The organism is Tahibacter soli (assembly GCF_025717065.2).
GTDB lineage: Bacteria > Pseudomonadota > Gammaproteobacteria > Xanthomonadales > Rhodanobacteraceae > Tahibacter > Tahibacter soli.
The window spans coordinates 884,862-900,164 of record NZ_JAOVZO020000020.1 but is presented as its reverse complement, the minus strand read 5'-3'; the positions used below and the strand labels follow the sequence as shown (position 1 = coordinate 900,164).

At 68.4% G+C, this 15,303-nt stretch carries 14 protein-coding genes and 1 tRNA gene; 10 read left to right on the top strand and 5 right to left on the bottom strand.

The genetic code is table 11. From position 1 onward, the window contains the following. Nucleotides 1-43: 43 nt before the first annotated feature. From pal to OD750_RS24910, 6 genes are all read left to right on the top strand, one after another. Entirely contained in the window at nt 44-556 is a 513-nt protein-coding gene (gene pal, locus OD750_RS24935) for a peptidoglycan-associated lipoprotein Pal (RefSeq protein WP_263541333.1), read from the top strand. Nucleotides 557-571: 15 nt separating this feature from the next. After that, nucleotides 572-1,477: a tol-pal system protein YbgF gene (gene ybgF / locus OD750_RS24930; RefSeq protein ID WP_263541332.1), complete on the top strand. Its 906-nt coding sequence runs from the start codon at nt 572-574 to the stop codon at nt 1,475-1,477. Between the two features lie 27 nt (nt 1,478-1,504). After that, complete coding sequence (queE, locus tag OD750_RS24925) at nt 1,505-2,200, top strand: 7-carboxy-7-deazaguanine synthase QueE (RefSeq protein WP_425508264.1); 696 nt, start codon at nt 1,505-1,507, stop codon at nt 2,198-2,200. 28 nt (nt 2,201-2,228) lie between these two features. Further along, nucleotides 2,229-2,897 carry a 7-cyano-7-deazaguanine synthase QueC gene (queC, locus tag OD750_RS24920; protein ID WP_263541330.1) on the top strand — a complete coding sequence of 223 codons (669 nt, stop codon included), beginning with the start codon at nt 2,229-2,231 and terminating at the stop codon, nt 2,895-2,897. 98 nt (nt 2,898-2,995) lie between these two features. Next, nucleotides 2,996-3,070, top strand: a tRNA-Lys gene (locus OD750_RS24915). Nucleotides 3,071-3,382: 312 nt separating this feature from the next. After that, a complete protein-coding gene (locus OD750_RS24910; RefSeq protein ID WP_263541329.1) occupies nt 3,383-4,726 on the top strand; it encodes a sensor domain-containing phosphodiesterase in 1,344 nt (447 codons plus the stop codon). On the opposite strand, the gene OD750_RS24905 is transcribed toward OD750_RS24910, so the two are convergent. Next, nucleotides 4,723-6,990 carry an ATP-binding protein gene (locus OD750_RS24905; protein ID WP_263541328.1) on the bottom strand — a complete coding sequence of 756 codons (2,268 nt, stop codon included), beginning with the start codon at nt 6,988-6,990 and terminating at the stop codon, nt 4,723-4,725. The genes OD750_RS24910 and OD750_RS24905 overlap by 4 nt on opposite strands. Before the next feature lie 137 nt (nt 6,991-7,127). Here OD750_RS24905 and OD750_RS24900 point away from each other — a divergent pair, with 137 nt between their 5' ends. Further along, complete coding sequence (locus tag OD750_RS24900; RefSeq protein WP_263541327.1) at nt 7,128-7,523, top strand: hypothetical protein; 396 nt, start codon at nt 7,128-7,130, stop codon at nt 7,521-7,523. Here the strand turns inward: OD750_RS24900 and OD750_RS24895 are convergent. Genes OD750_RS24895 through OD750_RS24880 form a run of 4 tightly spaced genes read right to left on the bottom strand, consistent with a single transcriptional unit; the run spans nt 7,520 to nt 11,661 of the window. Next, nucleotides 7,520-7,660, bottom strand: coding sequence for a hypothetical protein (locus tag OD750_RS24895; protein WP_263541326.1), 141 nt, complete (start codon nt 7,658-7,660; stop codon nt 7,520-7,522). The genes OD750_RS24900 and OD750_RS24895 overlap by 4 nt on opposite strands. 40 nt (nt 7,661-7,700) lie before the next feature. Continuing rightward, nucleotides 7,701-8,402, bottom strand: coding sequence for an N-acetylmuramate alpha-1-phosphate uridylyltransferase MurU (gene murU, locus OD750_RS24890; RefSeq protein WP_263541325.1), 702 nt, complete (start codon nt 8,400-8,402; stop codon nt 7,701-7,703). Further along, on the bottom strand, nt 8,399-9,409 hold the full coding sequence (locus OD750_RS24885; RefSeq protein WP_263541324.1) for an aminoglycoside phosphotransferase family protein: 1,011 nt from the start codon (nt 9,407-9,409) through the stop codon (nt 8,399-8,401). The genes murU and OD750_RS24885 overlap by 4 nt, the downstream gene beginning before the upstream one ends. After that, nucleotides 9,406-11,661 carry a winged helix-turn-helix domain-containing protein gene (locus OD750_RS24880; protein ID WP_263541323.1) on the bottom strand — a complete coding sequence of 752 codons (2,256 nt, stop codon included), beginning with the start codon at nt 11,659-11,661 and terminating at the stop codon, nt 9,406-9,408. Before OD750_RS24880 ends, OD750_RS24885 begins: the two co-directional genes overlap by 4 nt. A 127-nt stretch (nt 11,662-11,788) precedes the next feature. Here OD750_RS24880 and OD750_RS24875 point away from each other — a divergent pair, with 127 nt between their 5' ends. The 3 genes from OD750_RS24875 (at nt 11,789) to sufB (ending at nt 15,282) form a co-directional block, all read left to right on the top strand. Next, nucleotides 11,789-13,144 carry a Vgb family protein gene (locus OD750_RS24875; RefSeq protein ID WP_263541322.1) on the top strand — a complete coding sequence of 452 codons (1,356 nt, stop codon included), beginning with the start codon at nt 11,789-11,791 and terminating at the stop codon, nt 13,142-13,144. 208 nt (nt 13,145-13,352) lie between these two features. Beyond that, nucleotides 13,353-13,802 (top strand): SUF system Fe-S cluster assembly regulator, encoded by a 450-nt coding sequence (locus OD750_RS24870; RefSeq protein ID WP_263541321.1) that lies wholly within the window; start codon nt 13,353-13,355, stop codon nt 13,800-13,802. 25 nt (nt 13,803-13,827) lie between these two features. Next, entirely contained in the window at nt 13,828-15,282 is a 1,455-nt protein-coding gene (gene sufB, locus OD750_RS24865; protein ID WP_263541320.1) for a Fe-S cluster assembly protein SufB, read from the top strand. Nucleotides 15,283-15,303: the final 21 nt, after the last annotated feature.

The following is a 15,303-nucleotide window of genomic DNA, read 5'->3' as shown; positions in this document are numbered from 1 at the left end:
GCTACTGACTCGTACCTGACCTGACCTCCGAAGGAATAAGACCATGAACAACACGATTCGCGTTGCCATCGCTTCGCTGCTGTGCGTTACGGCTGTGGGCTGCGCCAAGAAGAAGACCGTCGCTCCGGACACGCAGCCGCGCGACACGACGACGGCCCAGACCGAACGTCCCGACACCTCGGGCAAGTACACGGAATCGAGCCTCGAAACCGACGCCTGCCTGCGTCAGCGCGTCGTCTACTTCGACCTCGACAAGACCGAGATCAAGGGCGAATTCCAGGCCCAGATCCGCTGCCACGCCGAGTTCCTGCGCCAGTTCCCGAACTACGCCGTGACCCTCGAAGGCAACGCCGACGAGCGCGGTTCGCGCGAATACAACCTCGGCCTCGGCGAGCGCCGCGGCAACGCCGTGCAGAGCGCGCTGTCCTCGGCCGGTGCGTCGGGCTCGCAGCTCAACGTCGTGTCGTACGGCGAAGAGCGCGGCGTGTGCAAAGAGCACAACGAAGGCTGCTGGTCGAAGAACCGCCGCGTCGAACTCGTCTACAGCAAGAAGTAAGCAGACTTGACACCGATGCGAACGCTCATCGCGACCAAGCTCGGTGCCAGCATCATGGCCGCGGCGGCTTTTGCCGCCGCGGTCCTGCCCATGCCGGCCGCCGCCCAACGCTTGAGTCTGGCCGAACGCGTGGCCAAGCTCGAAGCCCAGGCCCAGGCGGGCCAAGGCAACGTCGATCTCGTCAACCAGCTGCAGGCGCTGCAGACCGAAGTGCAGCAGCTGCACGGCCAGGTCGAACAGCTGCGCCACCAGCTCGACGAGCTCAAGGAACGCAACAAGCAGCAGTACATCGATATCGATTCCCGTCTGGGTCGCCTCGAAGGCGGCGCGGGCGCGGCCGGCGGCGCCCGACCGGGTGCGGCGGCCAACGACGGTCATCTCGAAGACATCCAGCTCGGCGCGCCGGGCGATGCGCCGCAGGGCGGTGCCGGCGACCTGGGCACCGACCCGTCGCTCGAGCGCCCCGAACTCGCACCGCCGCCGCGCGCGACCGAACTCGAACCGCCCGCGCCGACGCACCGCGTCGATCCGGCCGCCGAGAAGGCGACGTACGACGAGGCCTACGGCGCGCTCAAGGAAGGCCGCTACGCCGAATCGGCGCGCAAGTTCCAGGCGTTCATCGACACCTATCCGAACAGCGAGCTGACGTCGAACGCGTACTACTGGCTCGGCGAGTCGTACTACGTGACGCAGAACTATCGCGTCTCGCTCGACACGTTCCAGACGCTGCTGCGCAACTATCCGGACAGCCAGAAGGCGCCCGACGCGCTGCTCAAGGTCGGCTATTGCCAGTACGAGCTCAAGCAGTGGGGACCGGCCGAGTCGACCTTGAACAAGGTCGTGCAGAAATATCCCGACACGGTCGTCGCGCGTCTCGCGCAAGGCCGTCTGCGCGCGCTCAAGCTCGAAGGCGCGCGCTGAGCTCCATCGTGTCGAGAGGGCTAGGCCATGCCGGCTGAAGCCGCAGTCGTGTCGCAAGAACCGGTCGCAGGCGCTCCGCATCCGGAGCGCCTGCGCATCACCGAGATCTTCCATTCGATCCAGGGCGAAGCCGACGCGGTGGGCTGGCCGACCGTGTTCGTGCGGCTGACCGGCTGTCCGCTGCGCTGCACCTGGTGCGACACCACGTATTCGTTTCACGGCGGCGCGTGGCGCACGATCGACGACATCGTCGCCGAAGTCGCGACCTACGGCGCGCGGCATGTCTGCGTGACCGGCGGCGAACCGCTGTCGCAGAAACGCTGCCTGATCCTGCTGAAGCGGTTGTGCGATGCCGGCTACGAAGTGTCGCTCGAAACGAGCGGCGCGCTCGACGTGGCGCCGGTCGACGCGCGCGTGCGCAAGGTCGTCGACCTCAAGGCGCCGGGCTCTGGCGAGTTCAAGCGCAACCGCTGGGCGAACCTCGATCACCTGCGCCCGCACGACCAGGTGAAGTTCGTGCTGGCCGACCGCGCCGATTACGAATGGGCGCGCGGCGTCGTTGCCGAGCACCGGCTGGCGGCGCGCTGCCAGGTGCTGTTCTCGCCGGTGCACGGCAGCGTCGGCCCGCGCGAACTGGCCGAGTGGATACTCGCCGACCGCCTGCCGGTACGCCTGCAGATGCAGCTGCACAAGCTGCTGTGGGGCGAAGAGCCCGGACACTGATTCACGGTAGAAGTACAAAGTGAACATAATGACAAAACGCGCGGTGGTACTCGTCTCGGGCGGCATGGACTCGGCGGTCGCGCTCGCGATCGCGCGCGCGCAGGGTTTCGAGTGTTATGCGCTCTCCGTGGCCTACGGACAGCGGCACGCTTCGGAACTCGCCGCGTCCGACCGCGTCTGCGCGATGCTCGGCGTCGCCGCGCACAAAACCGTCACGATCGACCTGCGCAGCATCGGCGGCTCGGCGCTGACGGCCGACATCGACGTGCCGGAAGAAGGCGGCGCGGGCATCCCGATCACGTACGTGCCGGCGCGCAACACGATCATGCTGTCGATCGCGCTCGGGTGGGCCGAAGTGCTCGGTGCGAACGACATCTGGTGCGGCGTCAACGCGGTCGACTATTCGGGCTATCCCGACTGCCGCCCGGCGTTCATCGAAAGCTTCGAGAAGCTCGCGAACGTCGCGACGAAAGCCGGCGTCGAAGGCGCGCAGATCCGCGTGCACGCGCCGCTGATGCGCATGAGCAAGGCCGACATCGCACGCGAAGGCGTGCGCCTTGGCGTCGACTTCGGCGCGACCGTGTCCTGCTACCAGGCCGACGACGAAGGCCGTGCCTGCGCGCATTGCGACGCCTGCCGGCTGCGCGCGGAAGGATTCCGCGACGCGGGGCTGACCGATCCGACGCGATACCGGTAAGAAAACCTCGGTTATGCGGCTTGTGCGACGCAGTCTCAGGCCCTAAACTTCGCGTCCCTCGCGCGCCTGCCGTTCCCGGCAAGCGCCGCCAGTCTCCTGGGCCGTTAGCTCAGTGGTAGAGCATCGGACTTTTAATCCGTTGGTCGATGGTTCGAGTCCATCACGGCCCACCACTCAAAGGCGCGCCGGCGCTAGTGTTTTCGCCGGCCCCTGAAATGTCTCGCGGTCCACAATTCTGCGCCGGGTCCGCTAAAACCCTGCTCGCAGGCTTCACTGCGTCGCCACGCTGCGCTCCGACGTAGTGCTCGGTTCGACCGTCGGCACTGTTGATTCTTACAGGTGCCGGCACAACGACGCATCGTCCACTATGTACGAACGTCTGTCGTCGAGACGCCGCAAGCTCGTGTTCGCTGCGAGCCTTTGCGCACTCCATCGACATCTGCGACCAGGAGCGCAAAGCGACGCGCAGGATGGGAAGCGACGACATGGCCAACGGCAACGGTACGCCACCTTCGATCGCGAACCTGCGCGACAGGCGCCGTCGCGATGCGCCGGCAACCGGGCTCGACGCCGAACTGCTTGCGCAGATCGTCACGACGCAGAGCGAGATCGCGGGCGCAGGCCTCGATCCGAAGAAGGTCGTCGACATCGTCACGCGCCGGATGCAGGAGATGACTCGCTCCGCCGGCGCGGTCGTCGAGATCGCGATCGACGATGAGATGACGTACTGGTCCGCGGGCGGTTCGGCCAAGCCGCATGAAGGACTGCGACTGCCGATCGACGGCAGTCTCTCCGGCCTGTGCGTCAAGCTCGGCACCGTTCTGCGCTGCGACGACAGCGATACCGATCCGCGCGTCAATCGCGCCGCATGCCGCAAGGTCGGTCTGCGCTCGGCGATCGTCGTGCCGTTGCAGTGCGCGGGAACGACGGTCGGCGTGCTCAAGGTGCTGTCGCCGCAGCCGGCAGCCTACGATTCGCGCGACGTCGCCATTCTGGAAATGTTCTCCGCGTTCATCGGTGCGTCGCTGCATCACGCGCTCGAGCACGCGCGTCTGCGCGCGCAGCTCGACGCGAACGACGTTGCGCGCAACCTCAGGACACGCGCCCATGAAGCGCTGCGCGAACGCGTTAGCGCGCTCATCGACGGCGAGCACTTCGTCAACCGGTTTCAGCCGATCGTCGATCTGCGCACGCGAAAGATCGTCGGCGTCGAAGGCCTGACGCGTTTTGACGCCGCCGCCGGCGAGACGCGCGCCGACGTGTTCGAGGAAGCCGCGCGCGCGGGTCTCGGCACGGAACTCGAGCTTGCCTGCGTGCGGCGAATCCTGCTCGCGCTGCCGCGAATCCCGCCGAACGCGTATCTGTCGATCAACGTTTCGCCAGCGACCGTCGTACTCGCGGCGTTCGAAGAAGTCGTCGCGTCGAATGCGTGCGAGCGCATCGTCGTGGAGCTGACCGAACACGCGGAAGTCCTCGACTACGCCGCGCTGATCGATCGCGTCGCCGCATTGCGCGGGCTCGGGCTGCGCTTTGCGATCGACGATGCCGGCGCGGGCTTCGCTAGCCTGCGCCATGTGCTGCGCCTCGTGCCCGAAATCATCAAGATGGACGTTTCGCTGACGCACGAGATCGACGTCATCGCGCGCAAGCGGCAGCTCGCCGCGGCGATCGCGATGTTCGCGCGCGACAGCGGCGCGACGCTCGTCGCCGAAGGCGTCGAGACCGCGGGCGAGCTCGAAACGCTCGTTGCGCTGGGCGTTCCGTGCGGACAAGGCTATCTGCTCGGCCGGCCGGTGCCGCTCGACGCTCTGTCCGAGTATCTGCGCTAGCGATCGACAGGCGCCTCGTCCGGCGGCGCCGGATTCGCGTAGGCGGCCGCGGCGGCCAGCAACCGCCGCAGATCGGCCATGCGCAGCGGCTTGGTCACGTAATCGTCCATGCTCGCCGCCAGGCGGTTCTCGCGTTCGCCCGGCTGCGCGTTCGCGGTGACGGCGACGATGCGCACGTTGCTGCCGTTCGGCAGCGCGCGCATGCGCTCGGCCGTTTCCAGCCCGTCGATGCCGGGCATCTGCACGTCGAGCAGCACGAGATCGACGCGTTCGCGCGCGAGCACGGTCAGCGCCTCGAAGCCGTCCGCGGCACGCAGCACCTGAGCGCCCAGGCGCTCGATCTGCGTGCCGAGCAGCATGCGGTTGATCGGTACGTCGTCGACCACGAGCACGCGCATGCCGGCGGCGTTGCCGAGCGGCGCCGGCGCGTCGTCGTCGTCGCTGCGCTCGGCGACGCCGGGCGGCAGCGGCAGATCGACGGTGAACGTCGAACCCTTGCCGAGCTGCGAGGCCACGCCGACGCTGCCGCCCATCGCCGACACCAGCTTGTCGACGATCGCAAGACCGAGGCCCGAGCCCTGGAAGCGGCGCCGCATCGACGCGTCGGCCTGCTCGAACGGCTTGAAGATGCGGTCGAGATCGTCGGGCGCGATGCCGACGCCGGTGTCCGCGACGACGAAGCGCACGCGCTCGTCGTCGCCGTCGAGATCGACGGTCACTTCGCCGCGCTCGGTGAATTTCACGGCGTTGCCGACGAGATTGAGCAGCACCTGGCGAACGCGCAGCGCGTCGCCGCGGCGCGTCGAAGCGGCGAGCCGGTTCGACAGCCGCACCGCGATGCCGCGTTTCGTCGCCAGCGGCTGCACCGTCGCCGCGACATCGCGCGCGACGTCCGCGAGCGAGAACGGACGCGTGTCGAGTTCGAGCGCGCCGGCGTTGATGCGGCTGAAGTCGAGCAGGTCGTTGATCAGCTGCATCAGGCTTTCGGCCGACTGCATGATCGCGTCGAGATTGTTGAGGTCGTGCGCGTCGGTCAGGCTCGGCCGCACCAGTTCGACGCCGCCGATGATGCCGTACAGCGGCGTGCGAATCTCGTGGCTCGTGTTGGCCAGGAGCGCGTCGCGCGCGCGGATCGCGTCGTTCGCGGTTTCGAGTGCGCGGCGCAATTCTTCCGTGCGCGTTTCGACCTGCGCCTCGCGCTGGCGCACGAGCGCGGCGAGTTCGCGATTGGCGCGGTCGAGATCGTCGTGCGCGCGGCGCTGGACGTCGCGCACCGCGACGAGGCGGGCGCACATCGCGCGCACCGCTGCCGCGATGTCCTGCGTTTCGCGGAACGCCGAGCGGCGCAGGGCCTCGCTCATCGACGTCTCGTCGAGACGGTCGAGGTCGAGCTCGCGCATCGCATGCGCGAGCCCTTCTAGCGCACGCGACAGCGCGCGGGAAATCCAGACGCTGGCGGCGGCCGTGAGCGCGAGACCGGCGAGCAGCGCGAGACCCGCCGCGCCCGCGAGCGCCGTGCGCGCCGGCGCGATGCGCGTGCGCGAAATCGTCGCGACGACGCGCCAGTCCGCCGCGTCGATCGTTTCGGCGCGCAGCAGCATCGCCTCGCCGTCGACCCGCGCCTCGTCCGCGCCGTCGCGCACCGCGTCGAGCAGCGCCCGCGGCGCGTGCTGCGACGCGGCGTAGCGGTTCGTCGAGCCGTACAGCACGTTGCCGGCCGCGTCGAGCAGAAGCAGTTCGCGGCCCGCGTCCGCGCGCTCGTCGCGCGACGTCGAAAACAGGCGTTCGACCGGTACGCGCAGCACGCCTTCGATGCCGGCCGTGCCGCCGCCGGCGCGCGTGCGAGGCACGGTCAAGCTGACGAAGAGGGCAATATCGTCCTCGTCGATGCGCTGCGTCGACGAAAGCCACGTCGTGGCGCTCGCGACCGATTCGCTCTCGACGACCGACTCGAACGCCGGAAAGCGTTGGCGCAGCTGCGCGATCCGCCGTGCGCGACACGCGGTGTCGGTGCAGTTCGCCGCGTCGAAATCGGTCGCGACCATCTCGATCGCCGCGAGGTGCAGCGCGAGGAACTGGTCGAACGACGCCGCGACGCGCCGCGCCGAGGCGTCCAGCAGGCTCCGGTGCACGGCGGTCTGGCGAGCGGACTCGGCGCCGACGAGCGCGAAGCCGCCCAGAGCGACCGCGACCGTGGCGCAGGCGACCAGCGCCAGCATGATCGCCGAACGCATGCGCAACGACCTGCGCGGTTGCTCGCTCATGAATCCGCGCTCCTGCCGAAAACGGGCGACGGATGTCGCCGGGTCAAAGTTTACAATGCACGTAGATTCACAATGCAAGATGCTATAGTCGGGCCGTGTCGTCGCGGCATCGGCGGCGCCGAGCAGGAACGTACGCGATGAGCGGGCTCTACCATGCGAGGGACACGGACACGGCGAAGCTGCTCGATCTCGGCGGCGCGCTCGACTTTCTCGACGGCGATCGCGATCTGCTGGAGCCGCTGCTGCCGGCCCTGCTCGCCATGCTCGACCGCGCGGCGGGCGCGCTGCCCGGGCTCGTGGCGCGCAACGACTGGGGCGCGGTGTGCGATCTCGCGCATGAGCTCGTTCCGTCGCTGAGCCTGTTCAGCCCGACGGTCGCCGAGCCGGTGGGCGCGCTCGGCGTCGCGGCGCGCCGCGACGAACGGCAACGCGGCGTCATGCTCGCCGCGCGGGCGCAGCCACTGCTCGAGCGTTTGCGCGACGAGGTGCGTGCGGTCGTGGAGGCGGGCGGGGCGGTGCCGCGGCGGCGTTAGTCCGGTGCGCCGGGTTTTTCCGATCTGAAGTAGAGGTCGGCGTCGAGGCCCAAATCCATTGTCGCCATCAGCGCAACGGACTCGCGCGGTAGGTAGAGGAGATGTTCGGCGGTGATGCGCAAGTATGCGTAGGGCATCGGGCTCTTTCTGCGAAAGATCGCGCGGTCGTGCGTTGAGTCACGGGTTGCGTCGTTGCCGCAATGCTTCCAGTCTCGACGGCGTCCCCACATCCGTCCACGCGCCCCGATGGTACGTGCCGTCGACTTGCCCGTGCCGCATCGCCGCGATCAGCAGCGGCGCGAGCTTGAACCGCGGCGGCTCGCTCGCCGCCCCCGGCGCATCGCCGATCGTCTCGCGCCAGCCGTCGAGCATGGCCGGCCGATATACGCCGATCCCCGCGTACGTCAGTTTTTCCGCGCCGTCGCCGGTCAGGAATCCGTCCGCGGCCAGCGCGAAGTCGCCGCGCGGATGTTCCGTCGGGTTGTCCACGAGCACGAGGTGCGCAAGGCCGCGCGGCTCTCGCGGCAATCGCGACAAATCCATATCGCAAAAGATATCGCCGTTGACGACGATGAACGGTGCATCGCCGAGCAGCGGCAGGGCGTGCAGCATGCCGCCGCCCGTTTCCAGCGGTTCGGCGCCTTCGACGCTGTAGCGGATGCGCACGCCGTAGCGCGATCCGTCGCCGAGCGCGACCGGAAACTGCTCGGCGAGCCACGAGGTGTTGATCACGACGTCTTCGACGCCGATCTTCGCCAGTGCTCGCAGATGCCGCTCGATCAATCGTTCGCCGCCGACGTCGAGCAGCGGCTTCGGCGTGCGTTCGGTCAACGGCCGCATGCGCTCGCCCTTGCCGGCGGCGAAAATCAGCGCCCTCATGCGTCGCGGCGCCGCGTGAGGTCGTGCCCCGCCGTCGCGCGTTCGATCAGGCGCACGAAGCCGGCGAATTCGTCGTATTGCCGCGCGATGCCCAGCGCGTAGTCGAGCACGAGCGGCAGGTCGCGCAGGTACTGCGTCTTGCCGTCGCGGTAGCACAGGCGGCAGAACAGGCCGAGCACCTTGAAGTGCCGCTGCAGGCCGGTGAAGTCGAACCAGCGGCGGAAGCGGCGCGCGTCGGCGTCGGTGATGCCGGCCGCGACGAGGCGTTGCCGGTAGCCTTCCGCCCATGCGTCGACGCGTTCGGCCGGCCAAGCGATGTAGCAGTCGCGCAGCAGCGAAACGAGGTCGTACGTCAGCGGACCGTGCATCGCGCCCTGAAAGTCGATGACGCCCGGTGAGTCGCGCTCGGTCAGCATCAGGTTGCGGCTGTGGAAATCGCGGTGCATGAACACGTACGGCTGCGACGCCGCGACGTTCGCGACCGCGCCGAACGCGAGCTCGATCTCGTCCCAGTCGTGGCAGCCGGGCAGCACGCCGAGGTGGCGCTGCAAAAACCACTCCGGCAAATATTCCATTTCCGCGATCATGCGCTCGCAGTCGAAACGCGGCAGGCCGTCGGAAGGCACGCGCGTCTGCATCGCGTGCAGCGCTTCGAGCGCGTCGGCGTACAGCGCGTCGGCGGTCGCGTCGGAGAGTGCCGGCAGGTACATGCGCGTACCGAAATCCTCGATGATCAAAAATCCCTGCGCCGCATCGACCGCGTACACCTCGGGGGCGTGCAGGCCGGCCGCGCGCAGGCGCGCGCCGATGTCGAGCCACGGCTCGACCGGCTCCTTGTCGGGCGGCGAGTCCATGACGATGCGCGAACCTTGCGGCGTCGCCACGCGCCAGTAGCTGCGGAAGCTCGCATCGGCCGAAGCCGGTTCGATCTGCGTGGCATCGATGCCGAGCGTGTCGCCGACGAAGCGCTCAAGCACCGCGCGGCGATCGGAAAGTTCCTGTGTCATTGTCTACTTTTGCCTGGGGCGGTTTCGTCTGCCGGTTCGCCGAGGTAGAGGTCGATCGACACGCGGTCGGTGCGGGCGTAGACGAACGTCTTGCCGTCGGGCGAGAGGCTCGTCGCCGGCGCGAGCGTGGTCGGTCCGTCGGGAAACGCCTCGGACACCTTGCCGTTGCCGAGGTCGAGCCTGAACGTGACGATGCTCGAGTCGTCGCGGCGACCCGAGAACAGGATCTTGCCGTCGCGCAGCAGCCAGTAGCCGGGATCGACGAGGAACGGGCGCTCGGCGACGGTCTGCGTCAGCTCGCGGCGGCATTCGTGCGCGTCGAGACCGCAGACGCGCAGACCTGCTTCGCCCTGCACGCTCGCGACGAGATGGCCCGCGTCGAGTTCGTACGCTTCCACGTTCGCGTCGATCACGAGATGCGGCGTCGTGCCGCGCGCCGGTGCCGTGCGCCAGAGGCGATTGCGCTCGCCCTCGCGGCGCAGGTAGTAGAGCCACGTGCCGTCCGTGCTCCACAGCGCGTAACGCGCGTCGTCGCCGAGGCCGTCGATGCGGCGCGCGGCGTGGGCGGCGAGGTCGTAGTCGTACAGTGCGCTGTGTTCGGTCGAGCACGCGTACGGCAGGCAGGTGGTGCCGTCGCTGCTGTTCAAGATCGCCGTGACCGTGAGCTTGCCGCCGTCGGCATGCCAGGCCGGACGCACCCAGCGCTGCGCGGTGTCGAGCGCGAGCCGTTCGGCGCCGCCGCCGGCGGCGTCGGCGAGGTAGACGGCTTCGAGGCCGTCGCGGTTCGACACGAACGCGAGCCGCTTGCCGTCGGGCGAATGCGCCGGCTGGTTGTTGTATCGCCGCGACGTGGTGACCGGCTCGGGCGGTTTGAGCGGATCGGCGAGATCGCCGCGATACAGATTGGCCTGGTAGTCGGCGATCTCGAACACGAGCGTGCCGTCGGGCGCGACGTCGGGATAGCGCGCGCCGCGCGCGCCGAGAAATTCCAGCGCGCCGGTGCCGGCGTCGACGCGGTACAGCGCGCGGTAGCCGAACAGATCGCCGGCGAGCACGAGCCCGGTATCGCCGGGCAGCCACGCCGCGCCGTACAGCAGGCCGTTCGTCGGCACGAGATTGCGCGCGCGCGCCGGCGTGTCGGTCGGCATGATCCACAGGCGCTGTTCGCTCTGGCGTCCGCGGAAGAACGCGATCTGGCGGCCGTCGCCGGCGAAGCGCGGGTTGAAATCGACGTACGCGTCGGCGCCGGGATCGGTCAGGTTCGACACCTTGCCGCCGTCGAGGTCGAGCAGCGCGAGGCCGCTGCGACCGTCGTCGCCGACGCGTTGCGAGAACACCACGTAGCGGCCGTCGGCGCTCGCGTCGAGGCGGCTCGTCGCGGGCGGCGGCGCGCAGTCGGTCAGGCGCACCGATTCCTGCGCGAGCAGCGACTGTTTGCGCACCTCGCACGTCGCCGCGGTGTAGCGCGCGAACACGACCGCGGTATCGCCGTCGACGAACGCGGGCGAGAAATCCCACGCGTCGGCGTCGGTCAGGCGCCGTCGCGTGCCGCCGTCGCGCGAGCCGACCCAGATGCCGGCGCGCGTCAGCTTTTCGTCCGACGCCGACCACGCGACGAGCCGCCCGTCGCGCGAAAAGCGCGCGCTCTGGTCGTAGCCGGGCTCGGTCGCGAACGGCCGCGCTCGGTCGACGCGCAGGCGCAGATCGCCGGCGTCCTGGAACGCGCCGGGCGCCGGCGGCAGCATCGTGGCGAGAAACACCGCGAGCGCGAGGGCGACGCCGATCGAGATCGCGATCGCGAGCCCCAGGCGCCGCTTCGCGCCCGGATCGGCGACCGGCAGGCCGCTGGCGTCGAGAACCGGCCCTGCGCGCAATGTCTCGGCGCGTGGCGTGTCGGCGCGCGGCGCATCGACCGGCGCCGCGTCGGCCGGTTCGACCGCCGCCACGAGCCGATAGCCGAGCTTCGGCAGCGTTTCGATGTAGCGCGGCGTGCGCGGATCGTCTTCCAGCAACTGGCGCAGCTCGGCGATCGCGCGCGACAGCACTTCGTCGTTGACGTCGCGGCCTTCCCACACGTCGTCGAGCAGTTGCTCGCGGCGCACGACGGAGCCCGGCTCGCGCGCCAGGCGCAGCAGGAGCTGCATCAGCTTGGGCTGCAGGCGCACGCGGCGTTCGGACGCGACGAGTTCGTGGCTCGTCGGGTCGATGCGCCAGGCGCCGAGCCGGAATGCCGCCGCGTTGATGACGCTCATTGCAACACGCAACCGACTGATTCTGCGGCCCGGAGAGAAAACGTAGCGTTTGCGAAGAAATTTTTCAGGCGCCCGGCTGGCGCATGGAGCGACGCTGTCGCGACGTTGCGCAACCGGGAGTGATTCGATGTGTTTCTTACGTTCTGCATGCCGCTGGCTGTTCCTGGCTTTCTGCTGTTGGGTCGTTCCGAGCGTCGCGGCGGCCGATTGCGAGTACCGGCTGCTGGTGAGCGGCTATTACAGCAATGTCCACATCTACGATGCCTGTTCCGGGGCGCACCTGCGCAAGCTCGACGAAGCCGGCCGCATCAACGGCGCCCAGGCCGTTAAGATCGGCCCCGACGGCCTCCTCTGGGTCGTCAGCGAAGAAGCCGGCAAGATCCTGCGCTACCGCGCCGACACCTACGACTTCGTCGACACGTTCGCCGACGTCGGTCTCGGCTGGGGCGCCACCGGCATCGCGTTCGGCGGCGACGGCGACGTCTACGTGTCGAGCTACGCGACGAACGTGCTGCGGCGCTACGCGATCGCGACCGGCGCGCGCATCGGCGCCGACCTCGTCGCCGGCGCGATACTGCGCGGCCCCGACAACGGCCTTCTGACCGGCCCCGACGGCAAGCTCTACATCCCCGGATACGATACGAGCAATATCGTACGCTACGACCCGGCGGCCGGCACGTTCGGCGTCTTCGTGCCGTCGCAGGCGAACGGCATCCGGCGCACGCGCGGCCTGCTCGTGTCGCCGGACGGCGCGAAGCTGTACGTGAGTTCCGAACGTTCCGGCCAGATCCTGCGCTACGTCCTGGCGACCGGCGCGTTCGACCGCGAAATCGCGCGCGGCCTCGGCATCGTCACCGGTCTTGCGTGGCATCCCGACGGCAGCCTGCTCGCCGCGGTCGGCGACGCGGCCACCGGACGCGTCGTCAAGCTCGATCCGGAAACCGGCACGGAACGCGCGGTGCTCGTGCAGCCGCTCAGCGGCGGACTGTCGGGGCCGACCTACGTCGCGGTGATACCGGCGCCGGCCGCGGTGGCGACGCCCGATCCGGCGACGATCGGCTCGCAATACTGGATCACCGGCCTCGCCACGCTCGCCGGCAACACGCTCGACATTCCCGACGCCTACACGACGCTCGGCACGGGCTTCGGTCCCGCGTTCGATCCGGCGCAGGTGCGGCGGTTGCCGTGGGGGCGCATCAAACTGACGTTCACGAACTGCACGGAAGCGATGTTCGAATGGCAGTCGAGCGCCGCCGGCACGGCGGGCTTCGGCAGCGGCAGCTATCGCGTGCAGCGCATCTTGCGCAACCAGGCGACGACGGCGTGCGAGGCCGCCGGATTCGCCAACGCGCCGAACAAGCTGTGGATCGGCGGCGCTTGGTACGGCGGCGAGGCGCGCAGCGGCGAGGGGCTGATGCTCGACGTGACGGCGGAGGGCATGGTGTTCGTGGCTTGGTTTACGCATCGGCCGGCGGGGATGTAGGGGCCCGACTTCTTTTGCTCGCCCTTGTTTTTCGTCATTGTTTTTGCTCGTCATTCCAGCGCAAGCTGGAATCCAGCCTTTGACTTTTCGGACGTCCGAAGAGCTGGATCCCAGCTTGCGCTGGGATGACGAGCCAAAGCGGTTTGACCCGCCCGCCCCAAAACCGTACCATTTCGGTACGCTTTTGCCCCGGCCGCCCTCCGCTCCCATGCTCCGCGTCGCCAAACTCACCGATTACGCCACCGTCGTCATGACCGTGCTCGCGGAAGCCGGCGGCGACGTGCTGAGCGCGCAGGCGCTCGCCGAGCGCGCGCGGCTGGAAATGCCGACCGTGTCGAAACTCCTGAAGCAGCTCGGCCACGCCGGGCTCGTCGAGTCGTTTCGCGGCGTCAACGGCGGCTATCGCATCGCGCGCGCGCCCGAAACGATCTCGGTCGCCGAAATCGTGATCGCGATGGAAGGCCCGATCGGCATGACCGAATGCAGCGCGCACGCCGGCCTGTGCGGGCACGAAAGCCATTGCGGCGTGCGCGGCAACTGGCAGCGCATCAACCAGGCGATCGAGGGCGCGCTGCAAAGCGTCACACTCGCCGACATGCTCAAGCCGCCGGGCGGCAAACGGCCGATACCGACGCCGCTGCGCGTCGCGCTGGCATGAACGAATCGAAGACTCAGGCAGCCTGATGGCCACCGAACGCACAGAAATCGAACGACCCGAAATCGACCAGGCGCTCAACCGCCGCTACGACGCCGGTTTCGTCACCGACATCGAAACCGAGAGCTTCGCGCCGGGCTTGTCGGAAGACGTCGTCCGCGCGCTGTCCGCGAAAAAGGACGAGCCCGAGTGGATGACCGACTGGCGCCTCAAGGCCTATCGCCACTGGCTGACGATGACGCCGCCGGAATGGGCGAAGCTCGACATCGGCCCGATCGACTTCCAGGCGATCAGCTACTTCGCCGCGCCCAAGGCGCGTCCGAAGTCGCTCGCCGACGTCGATCCGAAACTGCTCGAAACCTACGACAAGCTCGGCGTGCCGCTGCACGAGCGCGCGCGCCTCGCCGGCGTCGCCGTCGACGCGGTGTTCGACTCCGTCTCGGTCGGCACCACGTTCCGCAAGGAGCTCGCCGATGCCGGCGTGATCTTCTGCTCCATGTCCGAGGCGATCCGCGAACATCCGGAACTCGTGCAGAAGTATCTCGGCACGGTCGTGCCGATCGGCGACAACTATTTCGCGGCGCTGAACTCGGCGGTGTTCTCGGACGGATCGTTCGTGTTCATTCCCGCGGGCGTGCGCTGTCCGATGGAGCTGTCGACGTATTTCCGCATCAACGCGATGAACACCGGCCAGTTCGAGCGCACGCTGATCGTCGCCGAAGAACGCAGCCACGTGAGCTACCTTGAAGGCTGCACCGCGCCGCAGCGCGACGAAAACCAGCTGCACGCGGCGGTGGTCGAACTCGTCGCGCTCGACGATGCGCAGATCAAGTATTCGACCGTGCAGAACTGGTATCCGGGCGACGAGAACGGCGTCGGCGGCATCTACAATTTCGTGACCAAGCGCGGCGACTGCCGCGGCGCGCACTCGAAGATCTCGTGGACGCAGGTCGAAACCGGTTCGGCGATCACCTGGAAATATCCGAGCTGCGTGCTGCGCGGCGACGATTCGACCGGCGAGTTCTATTCGGTCGCGCTGACGCACCATCGCCAGCAGGCCGACACCGGCACGAAGATGATCCACATCGGCCGCAACACGAAGTCGAAGATCATCGCCAAGGGCATCAGCGCCGGGCGCGGGCAGAACACGTACCGCGGCCAGGTAAAAGTGGAAAAGACCGCCGAAGGCGCGCGCAACTACACGCAGTGCGATTCGCTGCTGATCGGCAAGAAGTGCGGCGCGCACACGTTCCCCTACATCGAAGTGAAGAACCCCGGCGCGATCGTCGAGCACGAAGCGACGACGTCGAAGATCTCCGACGACCAGCTGTTCTACTGCCGCTCGCGCGGCCTCGGCGAAGAAGACGCCGTATCGATGATCGTCGACGGCTTCTGCAAGCAGGTGTTCAAGGAGCTGCCGATGGAGTTCGCGGTGGAGGCCAAGAAGCTGCTCGAGGTGTCGCTCGAGGGCGCGGTGGGCTAGCCATTCATGCTCCCTCTCCCC

Bases quoted from the DNA above. Each gene is read 5' to 3' on its own strand.
- pal (WP_263541333.1), top strand. From the start codon at position 44: ATGAACAACACGATTCGCGTTGCCATCGCTTCGCTGCTGTGCGTTACG.
- ybgF (WP_263541332.1), top strand. From the start codon at position 572: ATGCGAACGCTCATCGCGACCAAGCTCGGTGCCAGCATCATGGCCGCG.
- queE (WP_425508264.1), top strand. From the start codon at position 1,505: ATGCCGGCTGAAGCCGCAGTCGTGTCGCAAGAACCGGTCGCAGGCGCT.
- queC (WP_263541330.1), top strand. From the start codon at position 2,229: ATGACAAAACGCGCGGTGGTACTCGTCTCGGGCGGCATGGACTCGGCG.
- OD750_RS24910 (WP_263541329.1), top strand. From the start codon at position 3,383: ATGGCCAACGGCAACGGTACGCCACCTTCGATCGCGAACCTGCGCGAC.
- OD750_RS24905 (WP_263541328.1), bottom strand. From the start codon at position 6,990: ATGAGCGAGCAACCGCGCAGGTCGTTGCGCATGCGTTCGGCGATCATG.
- OD750_RS24900 (WP_263541327.1), top strand. From the start codon at position 7,128: ATGAGCGGGCTCTACCATGCGAGGGACACGGACACGGCGAAGCTGCTC.
- OD750_RS24895 (WP_263541326.1), bottom strand. From the start codon at position 7,660: ATGCCCTACGCATACTTGCGCATCACCGCCGAACATCTCCTCTACCTA.
- murU (WP_263541325.1), bottom strand. From the start codon at position 8,402: ATGAGGGCGCTGATTTTCGCCGCCGGCAAGGGCGAGCGCATGCGGCCG.
- OD750_RS24885 (WP_263541324.1), bottom strand. From the start codon at position 9,409: ATGACACAGGAACTTTCCGATCGCCGCGCGGTGCTTGAGCGCTTCGTC.
- OD750_RS24880 (WP_263541323.1), bottom strand. From the start codon at position 11,661: ATGAGCGTCATCAACGCGGCGGCATTCCGGCTCGGCGCCTGGCGCATC.
- OD750_RS24875 (WP_263541322.1), top strand. From the start codon at position 11,789: ATGTGTTTCTTACGTTCTGCATGCCGCTGGCTGTTCCTGGCTTTCTGC.
- OD750_RS24870 (WP_263541321.1), top strand. From the start codon at position 13,353: ATGCTCCGCGTCGCCAAACTCACCGATTACGCCACCGTCGTCATGACC.
- sufB (WP_263541320.1), top strand. From the start codon at position 13,828: ATGGCCACCGAACGCACAGAAATCGAACGACCCGAAATCGACCAGGCG.